We start from the raw sequence: 19,638 nt of genomic DNA on the forward strand, positions 1-19,638 counted from the left end.
GCGGCATGAAAACCCCTGATGATTAACTTGATTTTCGTCCTTGCCGGGCCAACCTTCGAACAAGTAGCGGAGGCGCAGGCATGACCGATTTTCTTCCCAAGGAGGTTCTTGAGGGCCTTCATGCCGCGCGCAAGCGTGACCTGCGGCGGACGAGCCGCCTGTCGGTCCGCATCGGTGAGGACGAATCATACCGCGTGCTCAAGCTGTGGGATACCGGCTTTGCCGTCGACCGAGAGGATGCGCCCAAGCTGCGCGGCCTTGTCGATATCTACGACGGACCGCGCCACCTGTATCAGTGCCTGATCGTCACCTCTCTCGAAGAAGGCGACGAGATGCACTATGAATTCAAGCGCAACACGCAAGCCGTCGACAGCGCCCCGCTCGATTTCGAGCGGGGGGAAAATGCGCCGGTCGCCCTTTTGCCGCGCTGAGGCGACCGCCTACTGAAGATCCGCAAAGGCCGTTTGCAGCCGCTCGACCGCCTCGATCACGCGGGAACGCGGCGTGGCGATGTTGAACCGCAGAAAGCTTTCGCCCCCGGTGCCGAACGTCTGCCCGTGGTTCACGGCGATCCGCGCGCCCTTTTCCACCCGCCGGGTCAGTTCGGCCGCATCCATCCCGGTGCCCGAGAAATCGACCCAGGACAGATACGTCGCCTCAAGCGGCATCGACGACACGCCGGGCAGCGAGGCCATGCCTTCGTCGAACAGCCGCCGGTTGCCATCGAGATAGTGCATCAGCGCGTCGACCCAGGCGGCGCCTTGGCGCGAATAGGCGGCGGTCGCCATCGCGATCGACACCGCACCCCCCGAGATGCCAAGCGCGTTCATCCGGTCCGCAAAACGCTTTCGCAGCGCCTCGTCCTCGATGATGACATTGCCCAGATGCGCGGCGGCGATGTTGAAGGTCTTGGTGGTCGCCGACATCATCACCAGCCGGTCGGTGATGCCGTCGATCAGCGCCATCGGCGTGTGTGTGTGGCCGGGGAACACGAGGTCCTGGTGGATCTCGTCGGACACCAGGATCAGGTCATGTCGCTTGGCGAAATCGGCGACGGCCGCCAGCTCTGCCCTGGACCACACGCGCCCGCCGGGATTGTGAGGCGAGCACAGGATCACCATGCGTTCGGACCCGGTCATCATGGAATCGTAGGCGTCGAAATCCATCGTGTAGCGGCCATCCTCCAGCGACAGCGGGCATTCGACAATCTTGCGCCCGGCGGCCCGGATGATCTTGTGGAAGGCGTGGTAGACTGGCGTGAACAGCACGACGCCGTCGCCCGGGTCGGTGAAGGCGTCGATGCACATCGCGGTGCCGTTCACGAGGCCATGGGTCGAGAAGATCCAGTCGTTCTGCACCTGCCAGCCGTGGCGTTCCTTGAGCCACCAGCGGATCGACGCGGTATAGGCGCTGTCGTCGCCGAAATAGCCGAAGATCCCGTGATCCGCTGCCGCCCGCACCGCGTCGGTCACAACTTGCGGCGGGCGAAAATCCATGTCGGCGACCCACATCGCAAGCCCGTCGTCGGGAGATACCCCGTAGATCGGCTCCATCATGTCCCACTTGGCGCAATGGGTGCCGCGGCGGTCGATGATCTCGTCGAATGTCATGGGTGGCTCCTTTCAGGCGATGCCCGGCAACGCTATCCGGCCAAGAAGCAGGCGCAAGGGAATTGCGCCGCGCGTGGCCATCGCCTACATCCGAGCCATGTCGATTTTGCCCATCCTGCTTCACCCCGACCCGCGGCTCAAGAAGCCCGCCGAGCCTGTGTCCGAGGTGACGCCGGACCTGGCGCTGTTGGCACGCGACATGCTGTCGACGATGTATGACGCGCCCGGGATCGGGCTGGCTGCGCCGCAGGTGGGCCGTCTGGTGCGGCTGATCGTGATGGACTGCGAAAAGAACCCCGAACTGGACCCCAAGCCGATGGTCCTGTTCAATCCGCAGGTCACATGGTCGTCGGACGAGCGCAACGTCTACGAGGAAGGTTGCCTGTCGATCCCCGACCAGTTCGCCGACGTCGAGCGCGCCGCGCGCGTGCGGGTGGCGTGGATGGACGAGACCGGCGCCGCGCGCGAGGACGAGTTCGGCGGGCTGTGGGCGACCTGCGTGCAGCACGAGATCGACCATCTCGATGGCAAGCTGTTCATCGACTATCTCAAGCCGCTGCGCCGCCAGATGATCACCCGCAAGATGGTCAAGATGAAGCGCGAGTTGGAGAGGACGCGCGCATGAGCGTGCTGCCAATCCGGCTGTGGGGCGATCCCTGCCTGCGCGAGGTCGCAAGGCCGGTCGATACGATCACCGACGAGATCCGGACGCTGGCGCAGGACATGGCCGATACGATGTATGATGCGCCCGGGCGCGGTCTGGCAGCGCCGCAGGTGGGCGTGTCCCTGCGCATGTTCGTGATGGATTGCCAGTGGAAGGACACCGGCGAAAAGAACCCTCTGGTCGTCATCGACCCGGTGCTGTCCGACCCCGAAGACGAGATGGCCTCGAACGAGGAAGGCTGCCTGTCGATCCCGGGTGTGCCGGTGCTGGTCGAACGGCCCGCCGCCGTCACGATGCGCTGGCGCACGCTGGACGGAAGCGTCGTCGCCCGCCGCCTGACCGGCTTTGAAGCGATCTGCGCGCAGCATGAATTCGACCATCTGGAGGGGGTGATGATCCCCGACCGCGTTGATGCGCAGACGCGCGCCGCGATCGAGGGACCACTGGCGGCGATCGGGCCGGGCGCGTGACGGCGCGGGCCTGCCTGCCCTGGCCGGACAGGCGGCTGCGCACCCCCGCCGCGCCGGTGGACGCGATCACCGACGAGATTCGTGCGATCTGGGCCGACATGATCGACACGATGGATGCAATGCCGGGCGTCGGGCTTGCCGCGCCGCAGATCGGCGTGATGCTGCGGCTGGCCGTCGTCGATGCGTCGGACACGCGGGGGCAGGCGGTGCGGATGGCCAACCCGATGATCCTGCACGCCTCTGACCGGATGCGCGCCCATGAAGAGGCCAGCCCGAACCTGCCTGGCGTCTCTGCGGTGATCAAGCGGCCGCGCGCGGTGACGGTGCGCTTCCTGAACGCGGACGGCGAGACCGAGGACCGCGATTTCGTGAACATCTGGGCGACCAGCGTGCAGCACCAGATCGACCACCTGAACGGGCGGCTCTATTTCCACCACCTGTCGCCAGTGAGGCGGCAGATGCTGCTGAAAAAGGCGCAGAAGGCGGTGCGCGCATGAGGATCGTGTTCATGGGAACGCCCGACTTCTCGGTTCCGGTGCTCGAGGCGCTGGATGGGGCGGGCCATGTGATCGCTTGTGTCTACAGCCAGCCGCCCCGTCCCGCCGGGCGGGGAAAAAAGGACCGCCCGTCGCCCGTCCACGCCCGCGCGCAAGAGATGGGGATCGAGGTGCGGCATCCCGTGTCGCTGAAGTCGCCCGAGGCGCAAAAGGACTTTGCCGCGCTTGGCGCGCATATCGCGGTGGTGGTCGCCTATGGCCTGATCCTGCCGCAGGCGATCCTCGACGCGCCCGAACGGGGCTGCCTGAATATCCATGCCTCGCTCTTGCCGCGCTGGCGGGGGGCCGCGCCGATCCAGCGCGCGATCATGGCCGGGGACGAGGCCACCGGCGTGTGCATCATGCAGATGGAGGCGGGGCTCGACACCGGGCCGGTGCTCTTGCGCGAAGAGATCGACATCATGCCCGGCGAGACGGCGGGAAGCCTGCAGGGCCGGCTGTCCGAACTGGGCGTGGGCGCGATCACCGACGCGCTGGCGCGGCTGGACGAGCTGACCCCGGTGCCCCAGCCCGACGATGGCGTGACCTACGCGCAGAAGATCGACAAGGCCGAGGCGCGCGTCGACTGGACACAGCCCGCGCGCGTCGCCGACCGGCAGATCCGGGGGCTGTCGCCGTTTCCCGGCGCCTGGACGATGATCGGCGGCGAGCGGGTGAAGCTGCTCAATTCGGTGGTCTGCGAGGGTAGCGGCGCGCCGGGCGCGGTTCTGGACGACCGGCTTGCCATTGCCTGCGGTGACGGTGCGGTGCGGCTGACCCGCCTGCAACGCGCCGGGCGCGGCGCGCAGGGGGCAGAGGAATTCCTGCGCGGCTGGGCCGTATCGCAGGGCGACAAGGTGGGAGACGCCTGATGCTGCTGGCACTATTCGGATCGGTCGTGATCGCCGGGATCGTGGGCTATGCCTCGGAACGGTCGGCGTTCACGCACAACGGTTATATCCCGTCGATCATCATCTGCGTCGGCGGGGCGTTCCTGTTCTATTTCGTGCGGATCATGTTCGGGATCAGCTTTGGCAGCCCCGGCCTCGACGCGATCATTTCGTCCATCGGCGCGCTCATCATCGTGCCGACCCATTACCGGAGATAGGCCATGTCCGTCGTTCTGCTCATCATCATCGGCGCGGGGGCCGGGTTTCTGGCGACGCGGCTGATGAACGTCCACACCGACATCATCACCACAGTCGCCATCGGCATTTTCGGCGCGTTGGTCGGCGGCTTCGTTCTGCGCGCACTGATTACAGTGATGGGCGCGCTGGCGGGGTTCGTCGGCGCGGTCCTGGGCGCGATCGCGCTGATCTGGTTGTGGCAGAAATACGGGCCGCGCCGCTGAGGGTCATTCGGCCCACGCCTCCATGCATTGCCGGCCATCCGCGCCAGAGACCCAATAGCGCCCGTCCGCCCCGGCGCAGAATCGCCCCGTCTCGCCCGCGATCAGCGGCGATGTGGCGCGAAACCGGAATCGTCTTACGCCGCCGAGCCGCCGGTCGGCCATCAGCATGAGCCGCTGCGCCAGAAGCGGTCCATGCACCACGAGGCCCGCGTAACCTTCAACGTCGCGGCAATAGTCGGCGTCGTAGTGGATGCGGTGCCCATTGAACGTCAGCGCCGAGTAGCGGAACAAGAGCGTCACATCGAACGCGGCGTCTTGGCTGTCCTCTGCGTCCTGCGGCGCGCGCGGCGGGTCCGTTCGCGCCTGCCGCGTCTCGGGCGGTTCGCGGTAGACGATATCCTGCCACTCGGTCACGCACGGCACCCCGCCCTGAGCGATCTCGTGCCGCAGGGTGACAAACCCCAGCCGCCCCGAGCGTCCGGTCTTGATCTGCACGTCCTCTACCGTTGTGGTCTTGGTCGCCTCGATCCCGGCGCGGAAAGGACCATCGAAGGCCAGCCGCCCCCCGGCCCACATGCGCTGGGGCAGGCCGAGGTCGGGGATCAGGCCCTGCCCGGTGGCCGGGTGCCCGTCGCGGCCAAGGCGGTCGGCGGGCAGCGCCTCCCAGAAATAGATCTGGTGGTAGAAGGGCGGCAAGGCATCGCCAGCACCCGGCGCAGGTCCATCCTGCCCAAGCGTGACATGCAGCGCCGCCGCCCGCGCGGGGTCAATCGCGTCTGTCCGCGATTGCGTTCGTCCGACAGCCTCGTGCATGGTGATCCTCGCCTCTGCCCCGCCGTGGGGCAGAATGGAAAATCCCAGCGCCGGGAACAAGATGCCGCAGATCACCTCGCTCGATCACCTTGTGCTGACGGTGGCCGACATCGCCCGTACGGTCGCCTTCTATGAGACCGTCCTTGGCATGCGCGCCGAGCGGTTCCGCCCTTCGGACGGCAGCGACCGCGTGGCGCTGGTGTTTGGTTCGCAGAAGATCAACCTGCATCAGGCCGGGGCCGAGTTCGAGCCGAAGGCGCGGGTGGCCACGCCCGGCTCGGGCGATCTGTGCTTTCTGACGGAGACACCGCTGGACGACTGGCAGGCGCATTTCGCCGCCCATGACGTGCCCGTCGAGGACGGCCCGGTGCGCCGCACGGGCGCTGCCGGGCCGATCCTGTCGCTCTATGTGCGCGACCCCGACGGCAACCTGATCGAGGTGTCCGTGCGTGTCTGACGTGCTTGCGCTCGGCTGGGGCGCCTATCTGTTCTGCGGGCTGGCGGTGTTCGGCGGCACCATGCTGCAGCGGCTGGCGGGGCAGGGGTTCGGCATGGTGGCCGCCCCGCTGATGGCGCTTGTGGCGCCCGCGTTCCTGCCCGCGACGATCCTCCTGATCGGCTTTGTCGTCGGCGTGGGCTCGACCGTCGTCGATACCTCGTCCATCGCGCGGCGCGAATTGCCGGCGGGGTTTGCCGGGCGCATCCTCGGCGCCGGGATCGCCGCGTGGATCGCGGCCAGCGTGGCGCAGCCCGAGGTTTTTGCCGTCATCATCGCGGGCGGGGTCTATCTGGGCATCGCGCTGTCCTTGCTGGGGGTGCGCGTGCCAATCGTGGGGGCGACGCTGTTCTCTGCCGGGGCCGTGGCCGGGGTGATGGGCACCCTGACCGGGGTCGGCGCGCCGCCGATGGCGCTGCTTTACCAGAACGAGGAACGGCGCCGGTCCGCCGCCATGCAGAACGTCTTCTTTGCCTTCGGAATGGTCGTGTCGATCGGCGCGCTGGGGCTGGCCGGTCTGATCGGAGTGCGTCATCTGGCCTTTGCCGCCGCGCTGGTGCCCTTTGCCCTTGTCGGCTTGCGCGCGGCGCGGCCCCTGTCACGGCGCATGGCGCGCCAGAGCATACGTCCCTACGCCCTTGCCTTCGCAGGGACGGCAGCGACGATCCTGGTGGTGAAGCAGCTGCTCTAGACCGGGCGCTCGGCCTCTGCCTTCAGCGCATCCATCAACACCCCAAGGAACTTCGCCGACATCTCGTCTTTCAGGCGCCCGTTCTCGTCGAAGGCGCTGCCGGAGGCGGCGATCATCACCTCGGGACCCTGAAGGATGCGCGGGCGGAACGGCACCATGCACAGGCGCAGCGCGAATTGCGTCCGCTCGCCCCCTGCGCGCCCGGCGGCGGCCGAGACGATCGCGACGGGCTTGTCCTTCCACGGGTTGCCCTCGGTGCGGCTGATCCAGTCCAGCGCGTTCTTGAGCACACCTGTGATCGACTTGTTGTATTCAGGGCCAGAGATCACGACGGCATCCGCCTCGCGGATCTGGTCGGCCAGCGTTTGCACGGGGGCGGGAATGCCGTGTTCGTCCTGGATGTCCTGGTTGAAAAGCGGCAGGTTCAGATCGGCGAGGACAAAGCGCGCCGGATCGTAAAGCCGCGCCGCCTCGCGGACCAGCATCGTGTTCGTCGACGCGGCGCGCAGCGCGCCCGATATTCCTAGAAGCGTATGGTTCGGCATCCATTTGTCCCCTGCACCTGCGGAGCGTTGCCAGATAAGCCAAACGCCGCCGCCCGCAAGGGCAAGTGCAAATCGTGATGCAGGCAGTCCTGTCGCCGCCGCAATTCGGTGCTAAACTAGAACCCCATGAAACAGCCGATCACGCCCCCCCTTGTCCTGCCATTGGACCAGTCCCGTGCCGAAGCGGTGTCGGACGCCGTCGTGCACCTGATCGGGCTGGCCGTGGCCATAGTCGCCGCGCCCGTGCTGATCGCGTTCGCGGTATTCTGGCATGGCGAGACACGGGCGATCGTGGCCGTGTCGGTCTATGCGGCGGCGCTTATCCTGATGATCCTCGCCTCGGCGGCTTACAATGCGTCGCGGTCCGCGCGCTGGAAGCCGACGCTGCGCAAGCTGGATCACACGGCGATCTACTTCAAGATCGCGGCCACTTACACGCCGCTTGTCGCGCTGACGGGGGGTGTGGGTTCGGGGCTTCTGGCGGCGCTTTGGGCGACTGCCGTGGGCGGTGCGGGGCTCAAGTTCCTGTCGCCGGACCGGATGAAATGGGTGGGGCTGGCGCTGTATCTGGGGATGGGCTGGGTCGGCGTCGTCGCCGGTCAGGACCTGATCGCCGAATTGTCCCCCGCCGCACGGGCGCTGCTGATTACCGGCGGGCTTTTGTACACCTTCGGGGTGCCGTTCTACCTGTGGGACAGGCTGCGCTTCAATCGGGCGATCTGGCACGGCTTTGTCATGGTGGCGAGCTTTACGCTGTATGCCGCGATTCTGGCGCAGGTAGCGCAGGGGCCGCGACTTGCCGCACTTGCCCCATCCCTGATCGCGCCGCTTTAGCGAAGCTTGTCGGCCAGCCAGTTCGACAGCAGGAAATGCGCGATCGCGCCCTTGCGTGCCGGTTTGATCCTGTCGTCGTTCCCGGCCTGACAGGCGGCGACCTCTTCGCGGCTGAGCCACAGCGCGTCTTCAAGTTCGACAGGATCGACGGTGATGGCGCTCGAAAGTGCCTCGCCCGCGCAGCCCAGCATCAGCGAGGACGGGAACGGCCAGGGCTGGCTGGCAAGGTAAGAGACGGCGCCAACCTTGATCCCGGCCTCTTCCATCACCTCGCGGCGCACGGCGGCCTCGATCGTCTCGCCCGGTTCCACGAAGCCGGCCAGTAGCGAATACATGCCGTCGGGCCAACCGGGCGAGCGGCCAAGCAGGACGCTGTTGCCGCGCGTGATCAGCATGATGACGACCGGATCGGTGCGCGGGAAATGATGCCCGCCGCAAGCCGGGCAATCGCGCTGCCAGCCGCCCTGGGCGGCGACGCTTTCACCGCCACAGCGGGCGCAGAAGCGGTGGGTGGCGTGCCAGCCCAGCGTCGCGCGCGCCGTCGCCAGCAACTCGGCCTCACGCGGGGTGAGGCGAGTCATCGCGCCGCGCAACTCGGCAAAGGCCATGTCGTCCGGCAGATCGGGATGCCGCTGTTCGCTGGGGTCAAAGAAGGCACCCAGCGTGTCCGGCAGCGCCTCTGGCTCCCACGCCGAGACATCCACGGCAAAGCGCGGGGCGCCACTGTCGCGGCCAAGGAACACCTCGGGGCCACCGGACTCGGCGATCAGCGAATGACCGGCAGCGATCCATCCGCCCGCCGCCTCGTCTGCCTGCCGCATCAACGGCTTGCCGCGCCATACGGGCAGCCAGCGGGTGCCGGGATCGCGCCGGGCAGCGTCGATCTGTTCCGGGTCTCCGCGCAGTTCGGCGGCGCGGTCCAGCCCGGAGCCTCCGAAAGTCACTGTCTCGGCAATACGCATCCGCCCCTCCGCTTTGGTTCGTGATCGTCGCTGCGGCGTTGCATGTCAAACGCACTTGACGGGGCGTGTTCACTTTTCGCTCGCGCACACGCTGAAAATGCATGAATGATAATTGAGACACGTTTTGCGTGTCTTGTGCTGTACTGAGTGCTGTCGTCTGCGCGTCGTATCAAGTGTGTAGCGTCCCGCCACATCCAATCCACGAGGCACAGATGACCTACAAGCCCACCTTGTCCCGCCGGACCTTCCTGTCCGGCACCGCCGCAGGAGCCACCCTAATCGCGCTGCATCCATATTCGGTTCGTGCTGCCACCAACCAGGCGCATCTCCGCATCATGGAGACGACGGACCTGCATGTGCACGTGTTCCCCTACGACTACTATTCCGACCGCCCGGTCGATACCGTCGGTCTTGCCCGCACTGCATCGCATATCGAGGCGATCCGCGCCGAGGCGACCAATTCCGTGTTGTTCGACAACGGCGACTTCCTTCAGGGCAACCCGATGGGCGACTACATCGCCTACGAGCGGGGCATGAAGGACGGCGACATGCATCCCGTCATCACCGCGATGAACACGGTGGGCTTCGACGCCTCGACGCTGGGCAATCACGAATTCAACTACGGGCTCGATTTTCTGATGAAGTCGCTCGACGGCGCGGCGTTTCCGGTGGTTTCGGCCAACGTGGTCAAGGAGATGGGCGCCGACCCGACCAAGGACGTCACGCTGGTCAAGCCCTATGTCATCCTCGACCGCGAGGTGACGGACGGCGACGGCAACACCCACCCGATCCGTATCGGCCTGATCGGGTTCGTGCCGCCGCAGATCATGAACTGGGATCGCAAGCATCTTGAGGGCAACGTGCAGGCGCGCGACATCGTCGCCACCGCCGAAGCCTACGTGCCCCAGATGCGCGAAGAAGGCGCCGACATAATCATCGCGCTGTCGCATTCGGGCATCGGCTCGGCCGACCGCTCGGACGGGATGGAGAACGCATCGGTTCCCGTCGCGGCCATCGACGGCATCGACGCGGTGCTGACCGGGCATTCGCATCTGGTCTTCCCCTCGCCGACATATGCGGATTTCGCCGCCGTCGATGCGGACAAGGGCACGATCCACGGCAAGCCCGCCACGATGGGCGGCTTCTGGGGCTCGCATCTGGGTGTCATCGACTTGATGCTGGAGCGCGACGGCAACGCATGGCGCGTTCTGGACTTCGGGGTCGAAACGCGCCCGATCTTCGAGCGGAACGAGGACCGGTCCATCTCGCCCACCGTCGAGAGCGAGCAGGCGGTTCTGGATGCCGTTCAGGCCGACCATGACGCGACGCTTGCCTACATCCGCCGCGCGGTCGGCAAGACCTCGGCCCCGCTGCACAGCTATTTCGCGTTGGTTGCCGATGATCCGTCGGTGCAGATCGTGTCGCTGGCCCAGATGTGGTACATCGGCCAGATGATGCAGGGCACCGAATACGAAGGTCTGCCCATCCTCTCGGCGGCGGCGCCGTTCAAGGCGGGCGGTCGCGGCGGCCCCGAGAATTACACCAATGTTCCGGCAGGTGACGTGGCGATCAAGAACGTCGCCGACCTTTACCTTTATCCCAACACGGTGCGCGCGGTGAAGGTCAGCGGTGCCCAGCTCAAGGACTGGCTGGAACGCTCTGCCGGCATGTTCAATCAGGTCGAGGCGGGCGCGACGGATGCCAGGCTGCTGAACGACTCGTTCCCGTCCTACAACTTCGATGTCATCGACGGGGTCGACTACCAGATCGACCTGTCGCAGCCGTCGAAGTTCGACAGCGACGGCGCGGTGGTGAACGAGGACGCGAACCGCATCGTGAGCCTCACCTACAACGGTGCGCCGGTCACGCCGGACATGGAGTTCATCGTCGCGACCAACAACTACCGCGCCTCGGGCGGCGGCAGTTTCCCGGGGGCCATGGGCGACACCATCGTGTTCGAGGGTCCGGACACCAACCGCGACGTGATCGTGCGCTACATCGTCGAGCAGGGCACGATCAACCCGTCGGCGGATGCCAACTGGACGTTCAAGCCGATGCCCGGCACCTCGGTCCTGTTCGAGACCGGCCCGGTGGCGCGCGAGTATGTCGGCGACGTCAAGGGCGTCGAGATCGAGGCTGCGGGCGAAACACCGGAAGGCTTTTCGCTATATCGTATCACGCTCTGACGGGCACAGAGAACAAGACGGGCACGGCAGCGCGCCGTGCCCTTTTTCACGCGGTCTTAATTATCGCTTGCCTCAAAAACAGGCGGCGTGCCTAATCCCCGGCACAACATCGCGCCGCATCCGCCGACGCCAGCACCAAGGGACGCATGCGGCTTCCTGCCGGTGCCGCAGACGCGCAATTTGCGGCCGGACATAACCTTGGGGAGACGATTCCGTGTTCAACCGTATTATTGCCGGTCTCGGCCTTGGCGTGGCATTTGCCACCGCCGCAGCCGCGCAGACCGAAACGCCCTTCGCACTCGACTGGAAATTCGAAGGCCCCGCCGCGCCCTACTTCGTGGCCGTGGACAAGGGCTATTTCGCCGATCAGGGCCTGACGGTGGAGATCGCCGAAGGCGCAGGCTCGCTCGATGCGATCCCGAAGGTCGCTACCGGCGCCTTTCCGTTCGGCTTTGCCGACATCAACAGCCTCGTGAAGTTCCTCGACCAGAACCCCGGCGCGCCCGTCACCGCCGTGATGATGATCTACGACAAGCCGCCCTTCGCCGTGATCGGCCGCAAGTCGCTGGGTGTCGAAGTGCCGAAGGACCTTGAAGGCAAGGTGCTGGGCGCACCGCCGCCCGATGGCGCCTGGGCGCAATTCCCGGCCTTTGCCACCGCCAACGACCTTGACGTCGGCGCGATTACCGTGGAACCGGTCGGCTTTCCGACGCGCGAACCGATGCTCGCCGAAGGCAACGTCGCCGCGATCACCGGCTTCTCGTTCTCGTCCTACCTGAACCTCGTGCGTCTTGGCGTGCCGGAAGACGACATCTCGACCATCCTGATGGCAGACTACGGCCTTGCGCTTTACGGCAACGCGGTGATCGTGAACACCGACTTCGCAGCCGCGAACCCCGAGGTCGTGACCGGCTTCCTGACCGCGATCGCTGCGGGCTGGAAGGACGCCATTGTGGACCCCGAGGGCGCGATTGCGTCGCTGATCGAGCGTAACCCCGCCGCCGATGCAGCGCTTGAGCAGCGCCGCCTGCAACTGTCCATCGACGCGAACGTCCTGACCGACTGGGTCAAGGCGAACGGGCTTGGCGGCATCGACGCGGACCGCATGGCCAAGGCAATGGACCAGATTGGCGAGACCTACGAGTTCGTGACCGACCCGGATGCGATGCCGCTGTTCTCGGACGCCTACCTGCCCGCAGCAGAGGCGCGGATGCTTCAGTAATCCAGCGCGGCGCGCCGGGGTCTTCGGCGCGCCGCACCCGATTCCCATCAATAAAGCGCGCCGGAAAACCGGTGCCGGCAGGGGGACAGCCGCGTGGATCAGCCACTTATCGACATCAAGGACGTGCGCCACGCGTACAAGACGGACAAGGGGCCGCTTCCGGTTCTGGATGGCCTGACGCTGTCGGTGCCCGAAGGTGGCTTTGTCGCCGTGGTCGGGCCGTCGGGCTGCGGCAAGTCCACCCTGACACGGCTGATCGCCGGGCTGATGATCCCTGATGAGGGCGAAGTCTGGTTGCACGGCAAGCGCGTGAAAGGTCCGCGCTCGACTGTCGGCATGGCATTCCAGAACCCGGTTCTGCTGGAATGGCGTTCGATCCTGCGCAACGTGATGCTGCCGCTGGAAATCGTCGCCACCGGCATGTCGAAAAAGGATCAGGAAGACCGCGCGCGGTATCTGCTGTCGCTGGTCGGGCTGTCCGGTTTCGAGGACAAGCGGCCGTCGGAATTGTCGGGCGGGATGCGCCAGCGCGCGTCGCTGTGCCGGTCCATCGTCCACAAGCCCGAGGTGCTGATCCTCGACGAGCCTTTCGGTGCGCTGGATGCCTTCACCCGCGAAGACCTGTGGCAGACGATGCACAAGGTGAAAGAGAAGGAACCGTTCACCGGCGTTCTCATCACCCATGACCTGCGCGAATCGATCTACCTCGCCGATCAGGTCGTCGTGCTGTCGGGCCGCCCCGCCCGGACGCAGCACGTTCTCGACGTTCCCGACCCCGGCCCCCGCGACATCGAGACGCTTTACACGCCGCAGGCCGCCGAGATGCTGGCAACCTTGCGCCACCAGATCCAGATCGCACAGGGCCGCGCCCCCGAGGAGGCCACCGCATGAACGTCCGCAGCTTCGCCATCCCGCTGATCGCGACCGTCATATTCCTGCTGTTCTGGGAGCTTCTGGTCTGGGCGAACGGCTGGCCAAACTACCTGATGGCCTCGCCCTCGGACCTGCCCGCAGCGTACGAGCGCTATTGGAACCTGTTTCTCGTCATGGGCTGGCAGACCCTGTGGCGCACAGTCGTCGGATTGCTTCTGGCGGTCCTGTTCGGATTGCTTCTGGGCATGGTGATGGGGTTCTCGCGCACGATGCGCGATGCGCTCTATCCGCTGCTGGTGGGCTTCAACGCGATCCCGAAGGCGACGGTGGTGCCGATCGTCGCGCTGCTGTTCGTCGGTGCGCATGACTTCAACACCATCCTGATCGCCTTCATGATCTCGTTCTTTCCAATCGCCGTGTCCGTCTCCATCGGGCTGTCCACACTGGAACCCGAATACCGCGACATCCTGCGCTCGCTCGGTGCGTCGAAGATGACGATCTTCTGGAAGATCGCGTTGCCCAAGACGCTGCCCGAGTTCTTCGGCGCGTTGAAGGTCGCCGTGACACTGGCCTTCATCGGCACCAACCTGATGGAGATCGTGTCACCGCACGGACGGGGCCTTGGCGCGCTGTTCGATTCGGGCAAGACCAACGCGGACTACCCGCTGATGTTCGCCGTTCTCATCGCCTTGGCGTTCCTCGGCATCCTGCTTTATTACATCGTGGTGGCGCTGGAGAAGATCTTCGCGGGCTGGGCGGAACGGCCTGCGGGCTAATCCGTCAGGAGCCATTCGCGCATGTCCTGATCCTCGAGCGCGTAGAGCCCGCGCCCGGGACTCCAGACGATGGACTTGTCGCGCAGCGCGTTCAGCGCCTTCTGCACGTCCGGGGCCGAGACCGCGCGGTCTGCCCTGGTGGACATCCGGGCAAGCGTCGCCTCTGCGAAGGGGGCGAACGCCGGGCCTTCGTCGCACAGGAGCGACAGGACCACCTTCTGAAGATCGCTCAAGGTGCCGTAGTCTGACCGGTGCTGATCCCATCGCAATTGCCGAAGATCATCTGCCCTGTCGCGTACCGTGCGGTGCAGGCCGTGGCTTCCTTGCTCTCCCATGGCGTGATCCTTCAGCACCCGTTGCAGCAATTCCGGCTGATGGCCAAGCAGGGCGAAGGCCTGTTCCACGTCATCGAGGTCGAGCTGGTTGTCCCTGGCAAGCCTTTCGTTCAGCGCGCCGACCAGCGCCTGCAGGTAGGGTCGCCCGAGCTTTGGAAAGTCGGTCACCTCGGCGCCATAAAACGGGTCCCTGTGGCTTCGGACAAAACCTGCAAGCTTGTCGCGATGCGATCCGGTGAATACGAGACTCAGGCGTTGGCCGGTGCTGCGCTGGTTCATCTCGTCGCGAGCGGCTTTCAGGGCAAAGATGGCATCCAGTCCTGCCGTGCTCGACAAGGCATGCTGCGCCTCGTCGATGACAAGCGCGACGTCGCGACCTGTACGCTCTCCGATCATCGACAGGGCTTGTCCCAACGTGGCAGTGCGGCCGCCCGATGCGCTGTCCAGCACCACCTCGACGCCGCCGACCGTGACGGATTTCGGCGTCAGTGCGCGGGCCGCCTTTGCGATGCGGCTGGAAAGGCTGTCGAGCTTGGCGGCGATGGCATCGGCGATAAGCCGTCCCGGGTCCGCGTCGCGGTCTGCCCAGAGATCGACGTAGATCGTGACATTGCCTGCCTCTTCCAGGAGCGGCATGAGATCGCGGCGCAGGAACGTGCTCTTGCCGGTCCGGCGTGGCGCGGCAAGGAACAGGCCGCTGTGATTGCCAAGGATCGGATCGGGGCGTATCCTGTCGATGATAGCCTGCGCCAGGTCCCGCCTTGGAACGTAGAAATCGGACATAGAATTACCCTGATTTATGGTAGCTTGTATAAATTATCTCCTTATGGATAATTACCGATAATCGAGCCTCACTCAAGCGCCGGGTTGCACTCGGGCCGGAGGGGTCCTATCTCTGCGGTCGAGAGGTTGGCGCGGGCAGGCGCCTCGCCAACCCGGTCAGGTCCGGAAGGAAGCAGCCGTAACGAGACCCGCTTGGGTCGTGTTCAGCCTCTCACCCAGACAGGCGGTCCCCTTGGGGCCGCCTTCGTCGTTTCACCCCGTGATAATCACGAAAAGCAACAGGGCGCCCAGCGCCGCGACCAGAAGCGCTGCGAGGATCAGCGGCACACGCGACAGCTGCCGCACGGTCGTTCCCGCCTCCAGCCTGTTGCCGGCCAGCCAGATCGCCGCGCCCACCACGGCGGCGACGCATTGCCAGCCGAAGAACACCATCACCCGGTTCGATCCGCGCGTGAATCCGTCGCCCGTCGGCTCGGTCAGGTGGAACCCGATGACCGACCAAGCATAGGCGGCACCCCAGAGCAGAAGCAGGACAAGGACAAGGCGGGCAAAGGTCATGCCGTAGCGTAACCCCGCCCGCCCCGTTCTCAAAGCTCAGATGTCGACGACGGCGCCAGGGTGGGCCGCGGCCCAGTCCGACAGGAACGCCTGCATGTCCGGATCACCCGCCAGATCGACCGCACGCCGGGGCAGGGCGACGCCATGCTCCAGCGCGATGCGGGCACAGGTGACATGGTCGCGCCTTGTCCGTTCGGGGCAATTCTCGGAGCCGTGGATGATCGTGGACAACAGCGTTCCGCCGTAGCCGTTGACGAAGGACAGGTCGGGACCAAGCGACAGCAGACAGGCCATCATCTCGGGCAGGCCCTGCCACCCTGCCGCCTGAACGGGCGTGACCTTTTCCACCGGATCGGGCCGGTCGTATTCGATGCCCAGCGCCACCAGGTGCCGCACATGATCGACCTTGCCCGGCATGTGGACCAGCTCGCGGATCAGGTTGCGGAACTCGGGCGGCAGCGCTTCGGGATTTAGCCACTGGCCCTCCGCCGCCTCGCCGCGCGCGGCCTGCGCAAGAAGCGCCTCGTCCCGTGACAGCGCGGGCATGGTGCCCAGCGCCGCGAACCTCTCAAGCGCGTCGGCGTTGCCGTAGACGGCGGCCCGCACATGGGCGCTGTGGCCGCGCCAGTCCTGCAGCGGATCGGCACCGGCCCCCAGCAGAAGGTCGATCATGTCGCCGTCGCACATCCGCCGGACAGCGTGATGCAGCGACGGGACCAGCTCCGAGGCCAGGCTGTCCTGTTCCGCCGCCGCATCCAGCAACAGGCGCACCGCGACATGGTCGTTGAAATCGAGCGCGCGCAGGATCGCGTTGGTCCCCGCCACCCGCGCGCCGTGCGCCAGCAAAAGCCGCAGCCCGTCGTGGTGGCCAAGCTCGGTCGCGTGATACAGCGATTCGTTGTCGTCGGGGTCGGCCCCCCGGTCCAGCAGCCATTCGGCCAGCACCATGTTGTTCGCGTGGCCAAGCGCGCCATAAAGCGCGGACAGCTTGTGGTCGGTGCCATCGTCGGCAGGCGCGCCGTCGTTCACGTCGGCACCGCGCGCGACAAGCATCTCGGCGATGTCCAGCATGTCGCCGCGTTTCTCGGGCCAGGCGTGGATCATCCGGGAAAACGCCAGGTGCAGGATCGGCGTGCGCGGTCCGTGCTGCCGTGTGGCACGGGCGGGGTCCTCGGCCAGCGCAGACGCGACGGCGGCGCGGCCATACAGCGCCACCTGCAACCCGAACTGGCCATTGGCGAGGTCCGGTGTCTCGGCCAGCAGTCGCTCGACCACGCCGGTCTGGCCGTGCATCAGGGCGATCTTGAGCCGCTGAAGACGCTGCGCGCGGTCCATGCCCTGCACTTCGACCGCCGCCTTCAGGTCGGGCCACGAGGCAAAGCCCTGTTCGCGCGCGATGACATGCAGGTAGTCGGCATGCTTCAGATGCGCCGTTTCGGGGCGGGGCGGATACACGGCAAGCCGTTCGGCTGCGCGGGGGGCGCCCGCGTCATGGTCACGTTTCAGGGTTCTGGCCTGCCTGCGCAGGCGCTCAAGGGGATCGGTCATCGGCTTCCTCATCGAAGTTCCCGCCGGTCCGCTTTATCGGGAGCCATGAGAAAGACCGTCATGTGAACAGTCGTTCCGGAAATGAGGGTGCCGATACGGCTTTCCGCGGACCTGGATGCCTCCCTGAAGGCGCTGTCAGGGTAGCCGTGGCGCTGCGGTCGTTCAAGCCCGCCGGTGGACTGTCCGGCCCCGCCCCCTTAGCTTGGGCGTGATCCGCGAATCCCGGTGAGGCGCATGACCGACGAGACGACCCAAGGCTACCAGGTGCTGGCCCGGAAATACCGGCCCGAAACCTTTGCCGATCTCGTCGGGCAGGATGCGATGGTGCGCACGCTGAAAAACGCGTTCGAGGCCGACCGCATCGCGCAGGCCTTCATCATGACCGGCATCCGGGGCACCGGAAAGACGACGACGGCGCGGATCATCGCCAAGGGGATGAACTGCATCGGGCCGGACGGCACAGGCGGGCCGACCACCGATCCCTGCGGACAGTGTGAGCATTGCGTTGCCATCGCCAAGGGCGCGCATGTCGATGTGTTCGAGATGGATGCGGCATCGAACACCGGCGTCGGCGACATCCGCGAGATCATCGACAGCGTCCACTATCGGGCCGCGTCTGCGCGCTACAAGATCTACATCATCGACGAAGTTCACATGCTGTCGGTGAACGCGTTCAACGCGCTTCTCAAGACGCTGGAAGAACCCCCCGCGCATGTGAAATTCATCTTTGCCACGACCGAGATCCGCAAGGTTCCGGTCACGGTTCTGTCGCGCTGCCAGCGGTTCGACCTGCGCCGGATCGAGCCAGAGGTGATGATCGGCCTCTTGCGCCGGATCGCGGGCAGCGAGGGCGGGCAGATCACCGACGAGGCGCTGGGGCTTATCACCCGCGCGGCGGAAGGGTCGGCGCGCGATGCGACCTCGCTCTTGGACCAGGCGCTAAGCCAGGGCGGCGGCGAGACCAGCGCCGAACAGGTGCGCGCGATGCTGGGGCTGGCCGACCGGGGCCGCGTGCTCGACCTGTTCGATCTGGTGATGAAAGGCGACGCTGCGGGTGGGCTTGCCGAGTTGTCGGCGCAATACGCAGAGGGCGCCGATCCGCTGGCCGTGCTGCGCGATCTGGCCGAGATCACGCACTGGATCAGCGTCATCAAGATCACGCCCGAGGCGGTCGAGGACCCCACGGTCAGCCCGGACGAGCGCACGCGCGGCGGCGACATGGCCGAGCGCCTGCCGATGCGGGTGCTGACGCGGATGTGGCAGATGCTGCTCAAGGCGCTGGACGAGGTGGCGCAGGCGCCCAACGGGATGATGGCAGCCGAAATGGCTCTGATCCGCATGACCCATGTCGCCGACCTGCCGCCGCCCGAAGACCTGATCCGCAAGCTGCAGGACGGCCCCCCGACGCAGGGCAGCCCCGGCCCGGCGCCGCGTGCGCCCGCCAGCCCGCCGCAGCCCGCGCCGACCAACGCGGTGTCGCGCGGCGCGGCGCCGTCCTATGGCAGCGATGGCACCGCCACCGCCCGCGCGCTTGACCCCGAGCAGGCGCTGGCGCGCTATGACCGCTTTGAACAGGTGGTCGAGCTGATCCGGCGCCACCGTGACGTGAAGCTTCTGGTCGACGTGGAAACCTGCCTGCGCCTTGCGCGCTACAGCCCCGGCCGGATCGAGTTCCAGCCGAAGGACAATGCCCCCACCGACCTTGCCGCGCGCCTGTCGCAGCGGCTTCAGGCCTGGACCGGGGTGCGCTGGGCCGTGTCGGTGGTCAGCGAGGGCGGCAAGGACACCATCGCGGACCTGCGCGACGCGGACCGGATGGCGCTTGAGGACAAGGCGCGGGCGCACCCGCTGGTGCAGGCGGTGTTCGCCGCCTTTCCGAACGCCAGGATCACCGAGATCCGGACCCCCGACCAGATCGCCGAAGATGCCGCCGTCGAGGCGCTGCCCGAGGTCGACGAGGAATGGGACCCGTTCGAGGAAGACTGATGCGCCGCCATTTGTCCTGCGCCGCCGCGCTGTCGGTGCCCTCTGCCGCATCGGCCGAGGTGTGCGAAGCGGTGCGCCCGTCCTGGGTTCCCGGCACGGCGGTGTCGTCCGTGGACGAGGCGATCCTTCTGCTGTCCGCTCCTGCCTCGCTGGGGCTTGTCGCGGCAACCGCGCTGGCGCTTCGGTTTCGCAGCCAGTGGGGCGCGCTGGCCTGCGTTGTCGGCTGGACGATCTGGGCCTCGGTCATCGTGATGGGCCGGGACACCGGCGTGCAGGCGCAGGCGATCGCCGAGGGCTGCATGGGCTCTCCTGCCTTGTTCATCACGCTGGCCGCTGCGATATGTGTAACAGCGATCCTTTACACCCGGCCGCGCGTCGCGCGTGCAGACTGACGGAGAC

23 protein-coding genes and 1 other RNA gene are annotated in these 19,638 nt (G+C 66.4%); 17 read left to right on the top strand and 7 right to left on the bottom strand.

What is annotated here, in order from left to right:
• Window positions 1-80 precede the first annotated feature (80 nt).
• A complete protein-coding gene (locus KTJ87_RS00165) occupies window positions 81-431 on the top strand; it encodes a hypothetical protein (protein WP_267137045.1) in 351 nt (116 codons plus the stop codon).
• Between the two features lie 9 nt (window positions 432-440).
• Here KTJ87_RS00165 and KTJ87_RS00170 read toward each other — a convergent pair whose 3' ends face one another.
• Window positions 441-1,610, bottom strand: a complete 1,170-nt coding sequence (locus KTJ87_RS00170) for a MalY/PatB family protein (protein WP_267137046.1) — start codon at window positions 1,608-1,610, stop codon at window positions 441-443.
• Window positions 1,611-1,707: 97 nt separating this feature from the next.
• Here KTJ87_RS00170 and def (KTJ87_RS00175) point away from each other — a divergent pair, with 97 nt between their 5' ends.
• Genes def (KTJ87_RS00175) through KTJ87_RS00200 form a run of 6 tightly spaced genes read left to right on the top strand, consistent with a single transcriptional unit; the run spans window position 1,708 to window position 4,631 of the window.
• The gene (gene def / locus KTJ87_RS00175; RefSeq protein ID WP_267137900.1) at window positions 1,708-2,235 is read left to right on the top strand and encodes a peptide deformylase; all 528 of its coding nucleotides are present in this window, start codon (window positions 1,708-1,710) and stop codon (window positions 2,233-2,235) included.
• Window positions 2,232-2,744: a peptide deformylase gene (gene def / locus KTJ87_RS00180; RefSeq protein WP_267137047.1), complete on the top strand. Its 513-nt coding sequence runs from the start codon at window positions 2,232-2,234 to the stop codon at window positions 2,742-2,744. The genes def (KTJ87_RS00175) and def (KTJ87_RS00180) overlap by 4 nt, the downstream gene beginning before the upstream one ends.
• Complete coding sequence (def, locus tag KTJ87_RS00185) at window positions 2,741-3,241, top strand: peptide deformylase (protein ID WP_267137048.1); 501 nt, start codon at window positions 2,741-2,743, stop codon at window positions 3,239-3,241. The genes def (KTJ87_RS00180) and def (KTJ87_RS00185) overlap by 4 nt, the downstream gene beginning before the upstream one ends.
• A complete protein-coding gene (fmt, locus tag KTJ87_RS00190) occupies window positions 3,238-4,152 on the top strand; it encodes a methionyl-tRNA formyltransferase (protein ID WP_267137049.1) in 915 nt (304 codons plus the stop codon). Before def (KTJ87_RS00185) ends, fmt begins: the two co-directional genes overlap by 4 nt.
• On the top strand, window positions 4,152-4,388 hold the full coding sequence (locus KTJ87_RS00195) for a hypothetical protein (protein ID WP_267137050.1): 237 nt from the start codon (window positions 4,152-4,154) through the stop codon (window positions 4,386-4,388). Before fmt ends, KTJ87_RS00195 begins: the two co-directional genes overlap by 1 nt.
• A gap of 3 nt (window positions 4,389-4,391) precedes the next feature.
• Window positions 4,392-4,631 carry a GlsB/YeaQ/YmgE family stress response membrane protein gene (locus KTJ87_RS00200; protein WP_267137051.1) on the top strand — a complete coding sequence of 80 codons (240 nt, stop codon included), beginning with the start codon at window positions 4,392-4,394 and terminating at the stop codon, window positions 4,629-4,631.
• Window positions 4,632-4,634: 3 nt separating this feature from the next.
• Here KTJ87_RS00200 and KTJ87_RS00205 read toward each other — a convergent pair whose 3' ends face one another.
• Window positions 4,635-5,444 carry an FAS1-like dehydratase domain-containing protein gene (locus KTJ87_RS00205; RefSeq protein WP_267137901.1) on the bottom strand — a complete coding sequence of 270 codons (810 nt, stop codon included), beginning with the start codon at window positions 5,442-5,444 and terminating at the stop codon, window positions 4,635-4,637.
• A gap of 61 nt (window positions 5,445-5,505) precedes the next feature.
• Between KTJ87_RS00205 and KTJ87_RS00210 the strand changes: the two genes are divergently transcribed.
• The gene (locus tag KTJ87_RS00210) at window positions 5,506-5,901 is read left to right on the top strand and encodes a VOC family protein (RefSeq protein WP_267137052.1); all 396 of its coding nucleotides are present in this window, start codon (window positions 5,506-5,508) and stop codon (window positions 5,899-5,901) included.
• A complete protein-coding gene (locus tag KTJ87_RS00215) occupies window positions 5,894-6,631 on the top strand; it encodes a TSUP family transporter (RefSeq protein WP_267137053.1) in 738 nt (245 codons plus the stop codon). Before KTJ87_RS00210 ends, KTJ87_RS00215 begins: the two co-directional genes overlap by 8 nt.
• On the opposite strand, the gene KTJ87_RS00220 is transcribed toward KTJ87_RS00215, so the two are convergent.
• Window positions 6,628-7,176: an NADPH-dependent FMN reductase gene (locus KTJ87_RS00220; protein WP_267137054.1), complete on the bottom strand. Its 549-nt coding sequence runs from the start codon at window positions 7,174-7,176 to the stop codon at window positions 6,628-6,630. The two genes, KTJ87_RS00215 and KTJ87_RS00220, sit on opposite strands and share 4 nt — an antisense overlap.
• Window positions 7,177-7,302: 126 nt before the next feature.
• Between KTJ87_RS00220 and trhA the strand changes: the two genes are divergently transcribed.
• Complete coding sequence (gene trhA / locus KTJ87_RS00225; RefSeq protein ID WP_267137055.1) at window positions 7,303-8,010, top strand: PAQR family membrane homeostasis protein TrhA; 708 nt, start codon at window positions 7,303-7,305, stop codon at window positions 8,008-8,010.
• On the opposite strand, the gene nudC is transcribed toward trhA, so the two are convergent.
• Entirely contained in the window at window positions 8,007-8,972 is a 966-nt protein-coding gene (gene nudC / locus KTJ87_RS00230; protein ID WP_267137056.1) for an NAD(+) diphosphatase, read from the bottom strand. The two genes, trhA and nudC, sit on opposite strands and share 4 nt — an antisense overlap.
• Window positions 8,973-9,184: 212 nt before the next feature.
• Here nudC and KTJ87_RS00235 point away from each other — a divergent pair, with 212 nt between their 5' ends.
• The 4 genes from KTJ87_RS00235 to KTJ87_RS00250 all read left to right on the top strand — a co-directional run bounded on the left by KTJ87_RS00235 (window position 9,185) and on the right by KTJ87_RS00250 (window position 14,029).
• Window positions 9,185-11,158 carry a bifunctional 2',3'-cyclic-nucleotide 2'-phosphodiesterase/3'-nucleotidase gene (locus tag KTJ87_RS00235; protein ID WP_267137057.1) on the top strand — a complete coding sequence of 658 codons (1,974 nt, stop codon included), beginning with the start codon at window positions 9,185-9,187 and terminating at the stop codon, window positions 11,156-11,158.
• Window positions 11,159-11,372: 214 nt separating this feature from the next.
• Window positions 11,373-12,380 (top strand): ABC transporter substrate-binding protein, encoded by a 1,008-nt coding sequence (locus KTJ87_RS00240; RefSeq protein ID WP_267137058.1) that lies wholly within the window; start codon window positions 11,373-11,375, stop codon window positions 12,378-12,380.
• A gap of 93 nt (window positions 12,381-12,473) precedes the next feature.
• Window positions 12,474-13,271: an ABC transporter ATP-binding protein gene (locus KTJ87_RS00245; RefSeq protein WP_267137059.1), complete on the top strand. Its 798-nt coding sequence runs from the start codon at window positions 12,474-12,476 to the stop codon at window positions 13,269-13,271.
• A complete protein-coding gene (locus KTJ87_RS00250; RefSeq protein WP_267137060.1) occupies window positions 13,268-14,029 on the top strand; it encodes an ABC transporter permease in 762 nt (253 codons plus the stop codon). Before KTJ87_RS00245 ends, KTJ87_RS00250 begins: the two co-directional genes overlap by 4 nt.
• On the opposite strand, the gene KTJ87_RS00255 is transcribed toward KTJ87_RS00250, so the two are convergent.
• Window positions 14,026-15,147: an AAA family ATPase gene (locus KTJ87_RS00255; RefSeq protein WP_267137061.1), complete on the bottom strand. Its 1,122-nt coding sequence runs from the start codon at window positions 15,145-15,147 to the stop codon at window positions 14,026-14,028. The genes KTJ87_RS00250 and KTJ87_RS00255 overlap by 4 nt on opposite strands.
• A 119-nt stretch (window positions 15,148-15,266) precedes the next feature.
• Between KTJ87_RS00255 and ffs the strand changes: the two genes are divergently transcribed.
• Window positions 15,267-15,364: signal recognition particle sRNA small type (gene ffs / locus KTJ87_RS00260), an RNA gene on the top strand.
• A 35-nt stretch (window positions 15,365-15,399) separates the two neighbouring features.
• On the opposite strand, the gene KTJ87_RS00265 is transcribed toward ffs, so the two are convergent.
• Both KTJ87_RS00265 and KTJ87_RS00270 read right to left on the bottom strand, forming a co-directional pair.
• The gene (locus tag KTJ87_RS00265; protein ID WP_267137062.1) at window positions 15,400-15,705 is read right to left on the bottom strand and encodes a hypothetical protein; all 306 of its coding nucleotides are present in this window, start codon (window positions 15,703-15,705) and stop codon (window positions 15,400-15,402) included.
• 36 nt (window positions 15,706-15,741) lie between these two features.
• On the bottom strand, window positions 15,742-17,253 hold the full coding sequence (locus tag KTJ87_RS00270) for an ankyrin repeat domain-containing protein (RefSeq protein WP_267137063.1): 1,512 nt from the start codon (window positions 17,251-17,253) through the stop codon (window positions 15,742-15,744).
• 234 nt (window positions 17,254-17,487) lie between these two features.
• Between KTJ87_RS00270 and KTJ87_RS00275 the strand changes: the two genes are divergently transcribed.
• Both KTJ87_RS00275 and KTJ87_RS00280 read left to right on the top strand, forming a co-directional pair.
• Complete coding sequence (locus KTJ87_RS00275) at window positions 17,488-19,239, top strand: DNA polymerase III subunit gamma/tau (protein WP_267137064.1); 1,752 nt, start codon at window positions 17,488-17,490, stop codon at window positions 19,237-19,239.
• Entirely contained in the window at window positions 19,239-19,631 is a 393-nt protein-coding gene (locus KTJ87_RS00280) for a hypothetical protein (RefSeq protein WP_267137065.1), read from the top strand. The genes KTJ87_RS00275 and KTJ87_RS00280 overlap by 1 nt, the downstream gene beginning before the upstream one ends.
• Window positions 19,632-19,638: the final 7 nt, after the last annotated feature.

It is taken from the genome of Anianabacter salinae (assembly GCF_019061145.1).
Lineage (GTDB): Bacteria > Pseudomonadota > Alphaproteobacteria > Rhodobacterales > Rhodobacteraceae > Anianibacter > Anianibacter salinarum.

Bases quoted from the DNA above. Each gene is read 5' to 3' on its own strand.
- KTJ87_RS00200 (WP_267137051.1), top strand. From the start codon at position 4,392: ATGTCCGTCGTTCTGCTCATCATCATCGGCGCGGGGGCCGGGTTTCTG.
- KTJ87_RS00250 (WP_267137060.1), top strand. From the start codon at position 13,268: ATGAACGTCCGCAGCTTCGCCATCCCGCTGATCGCGACCGTCATATTC.
- KTJ87_RS00255 (WP_267137061.1), bottom strand. From the start codon at position 15,147: ATGTCCGATTTCTACGTTCCAAGGCGGGACCTGGCGCAGGCTATCATC.
- KTJ87_RS00210 (WP_267137052.1), top strand. From the start codon at position 5,506: ATGCCGCAGATCACCTCGCTCGATCACCTTGTGCTGACGGTGGCCGAC.
- trhA (WP_267137055.1), top strand. From the start codon at position 7,303: ATGAAACAGCCGATCACGCCCCCCCTTGTCCTGCCATTGGACCAGTCC.
- KTJ87_RS00265 (WP_267137062.1), bottom strand. From the start codon at position 15,705: ATGACCTTTGCCCGCCTTGTCCTTGTCCTGCTTCTGCTCTGGGGTGCC.
- KTJ87_RS00275 (WP_267137064.1), top strand. From the start codon at position 17,488: ATGACCGACGAGACGACCCAAGGCTACCAGGTGCTGGCCCGGAAATAC.
- def (WP_267137900.1), top strand. From the start codon at position 1,708: ATGTCGATTTTGCCCATCCTGCTTCACCCCGACCCGCGGCTCAAGAAG.
- KTJ87_RS00195 (WP_267137050.1), top strand. From the start codon at position 4,152: ATGCTGCTGGCACTATTCGGATCGGTCGTGATCGCCGGGATCGTGGGC.
- def (WP_267137047.1), top strand. From the start codon at position 2,232: ATGAGCGTGCTGCCAATCCGGCTGTGGGGCGATCCCTGCCTGCGCGAG.
- KTJ87_RS00235 (WP_267137057.1), top strand. From the start codon at position 9,185: ATGACCTACAAGCCCACCTTGTCCCGCCGGACCTTCCTGTCCGGCACC.
- KTJ87_RS00205 (WP_267137901.1), bottom strand. From the start codon at position 5,444: ATGCACGAGGCTGTCGGACGAACGCAATCGCGGACAGACGCGATTGAC.
- KTJ87_RS00170 (WP_267137046.1), bottom strand. From the start codon at position 1,610: ATGACATTCGACGAGATCATCGACCGCCGCGGCACCCATTGCGCCAAG.
- KTJ87_RS00280 (WP_267137065.1), top strand. From the start codon at position 19,239: ATGCGCCGCCATTTGTCCTGCGCCGCCGCGCTGTCGGTGCCCTCTGCC.
- KTJ87_RS00220 (WP_267137054.1), bottom strand. From the start codon at position 7,176: ATGCCGAACCATACGCTTCTAGGAATATCGGGCGCGCTGCGCGCCGCG.
- KTJ87_RS00165 (WP_267137045.1), top strand. From the start codon at position 81: ATGACCGATTTTCTTCCCAAGGAGGTTCTTGAGGGCCTTCATGCCGCG.
- fmt (WP_267137049.1), top strand. From the start codon at position 3,238: ATGAGGATCGTGTTCATGGGAACGCCCGACTTCTCGGTTCCGGTGCTC.
- nudC (WP_267137056.1), bottom strand. From the start codon at position 8,972: ATGCGTATTGCCGAGACAGTGACTTTCGGAGGCTCCGGGCTGGACCGC.
- KTJ87_RS00270 (WP_267137063.1), bottom strand. From the start codon at position 17,253: ATGACCGATCCCCTTGAGCGCCTGCGCAGGCAGGCCAGAACCCTGAAA.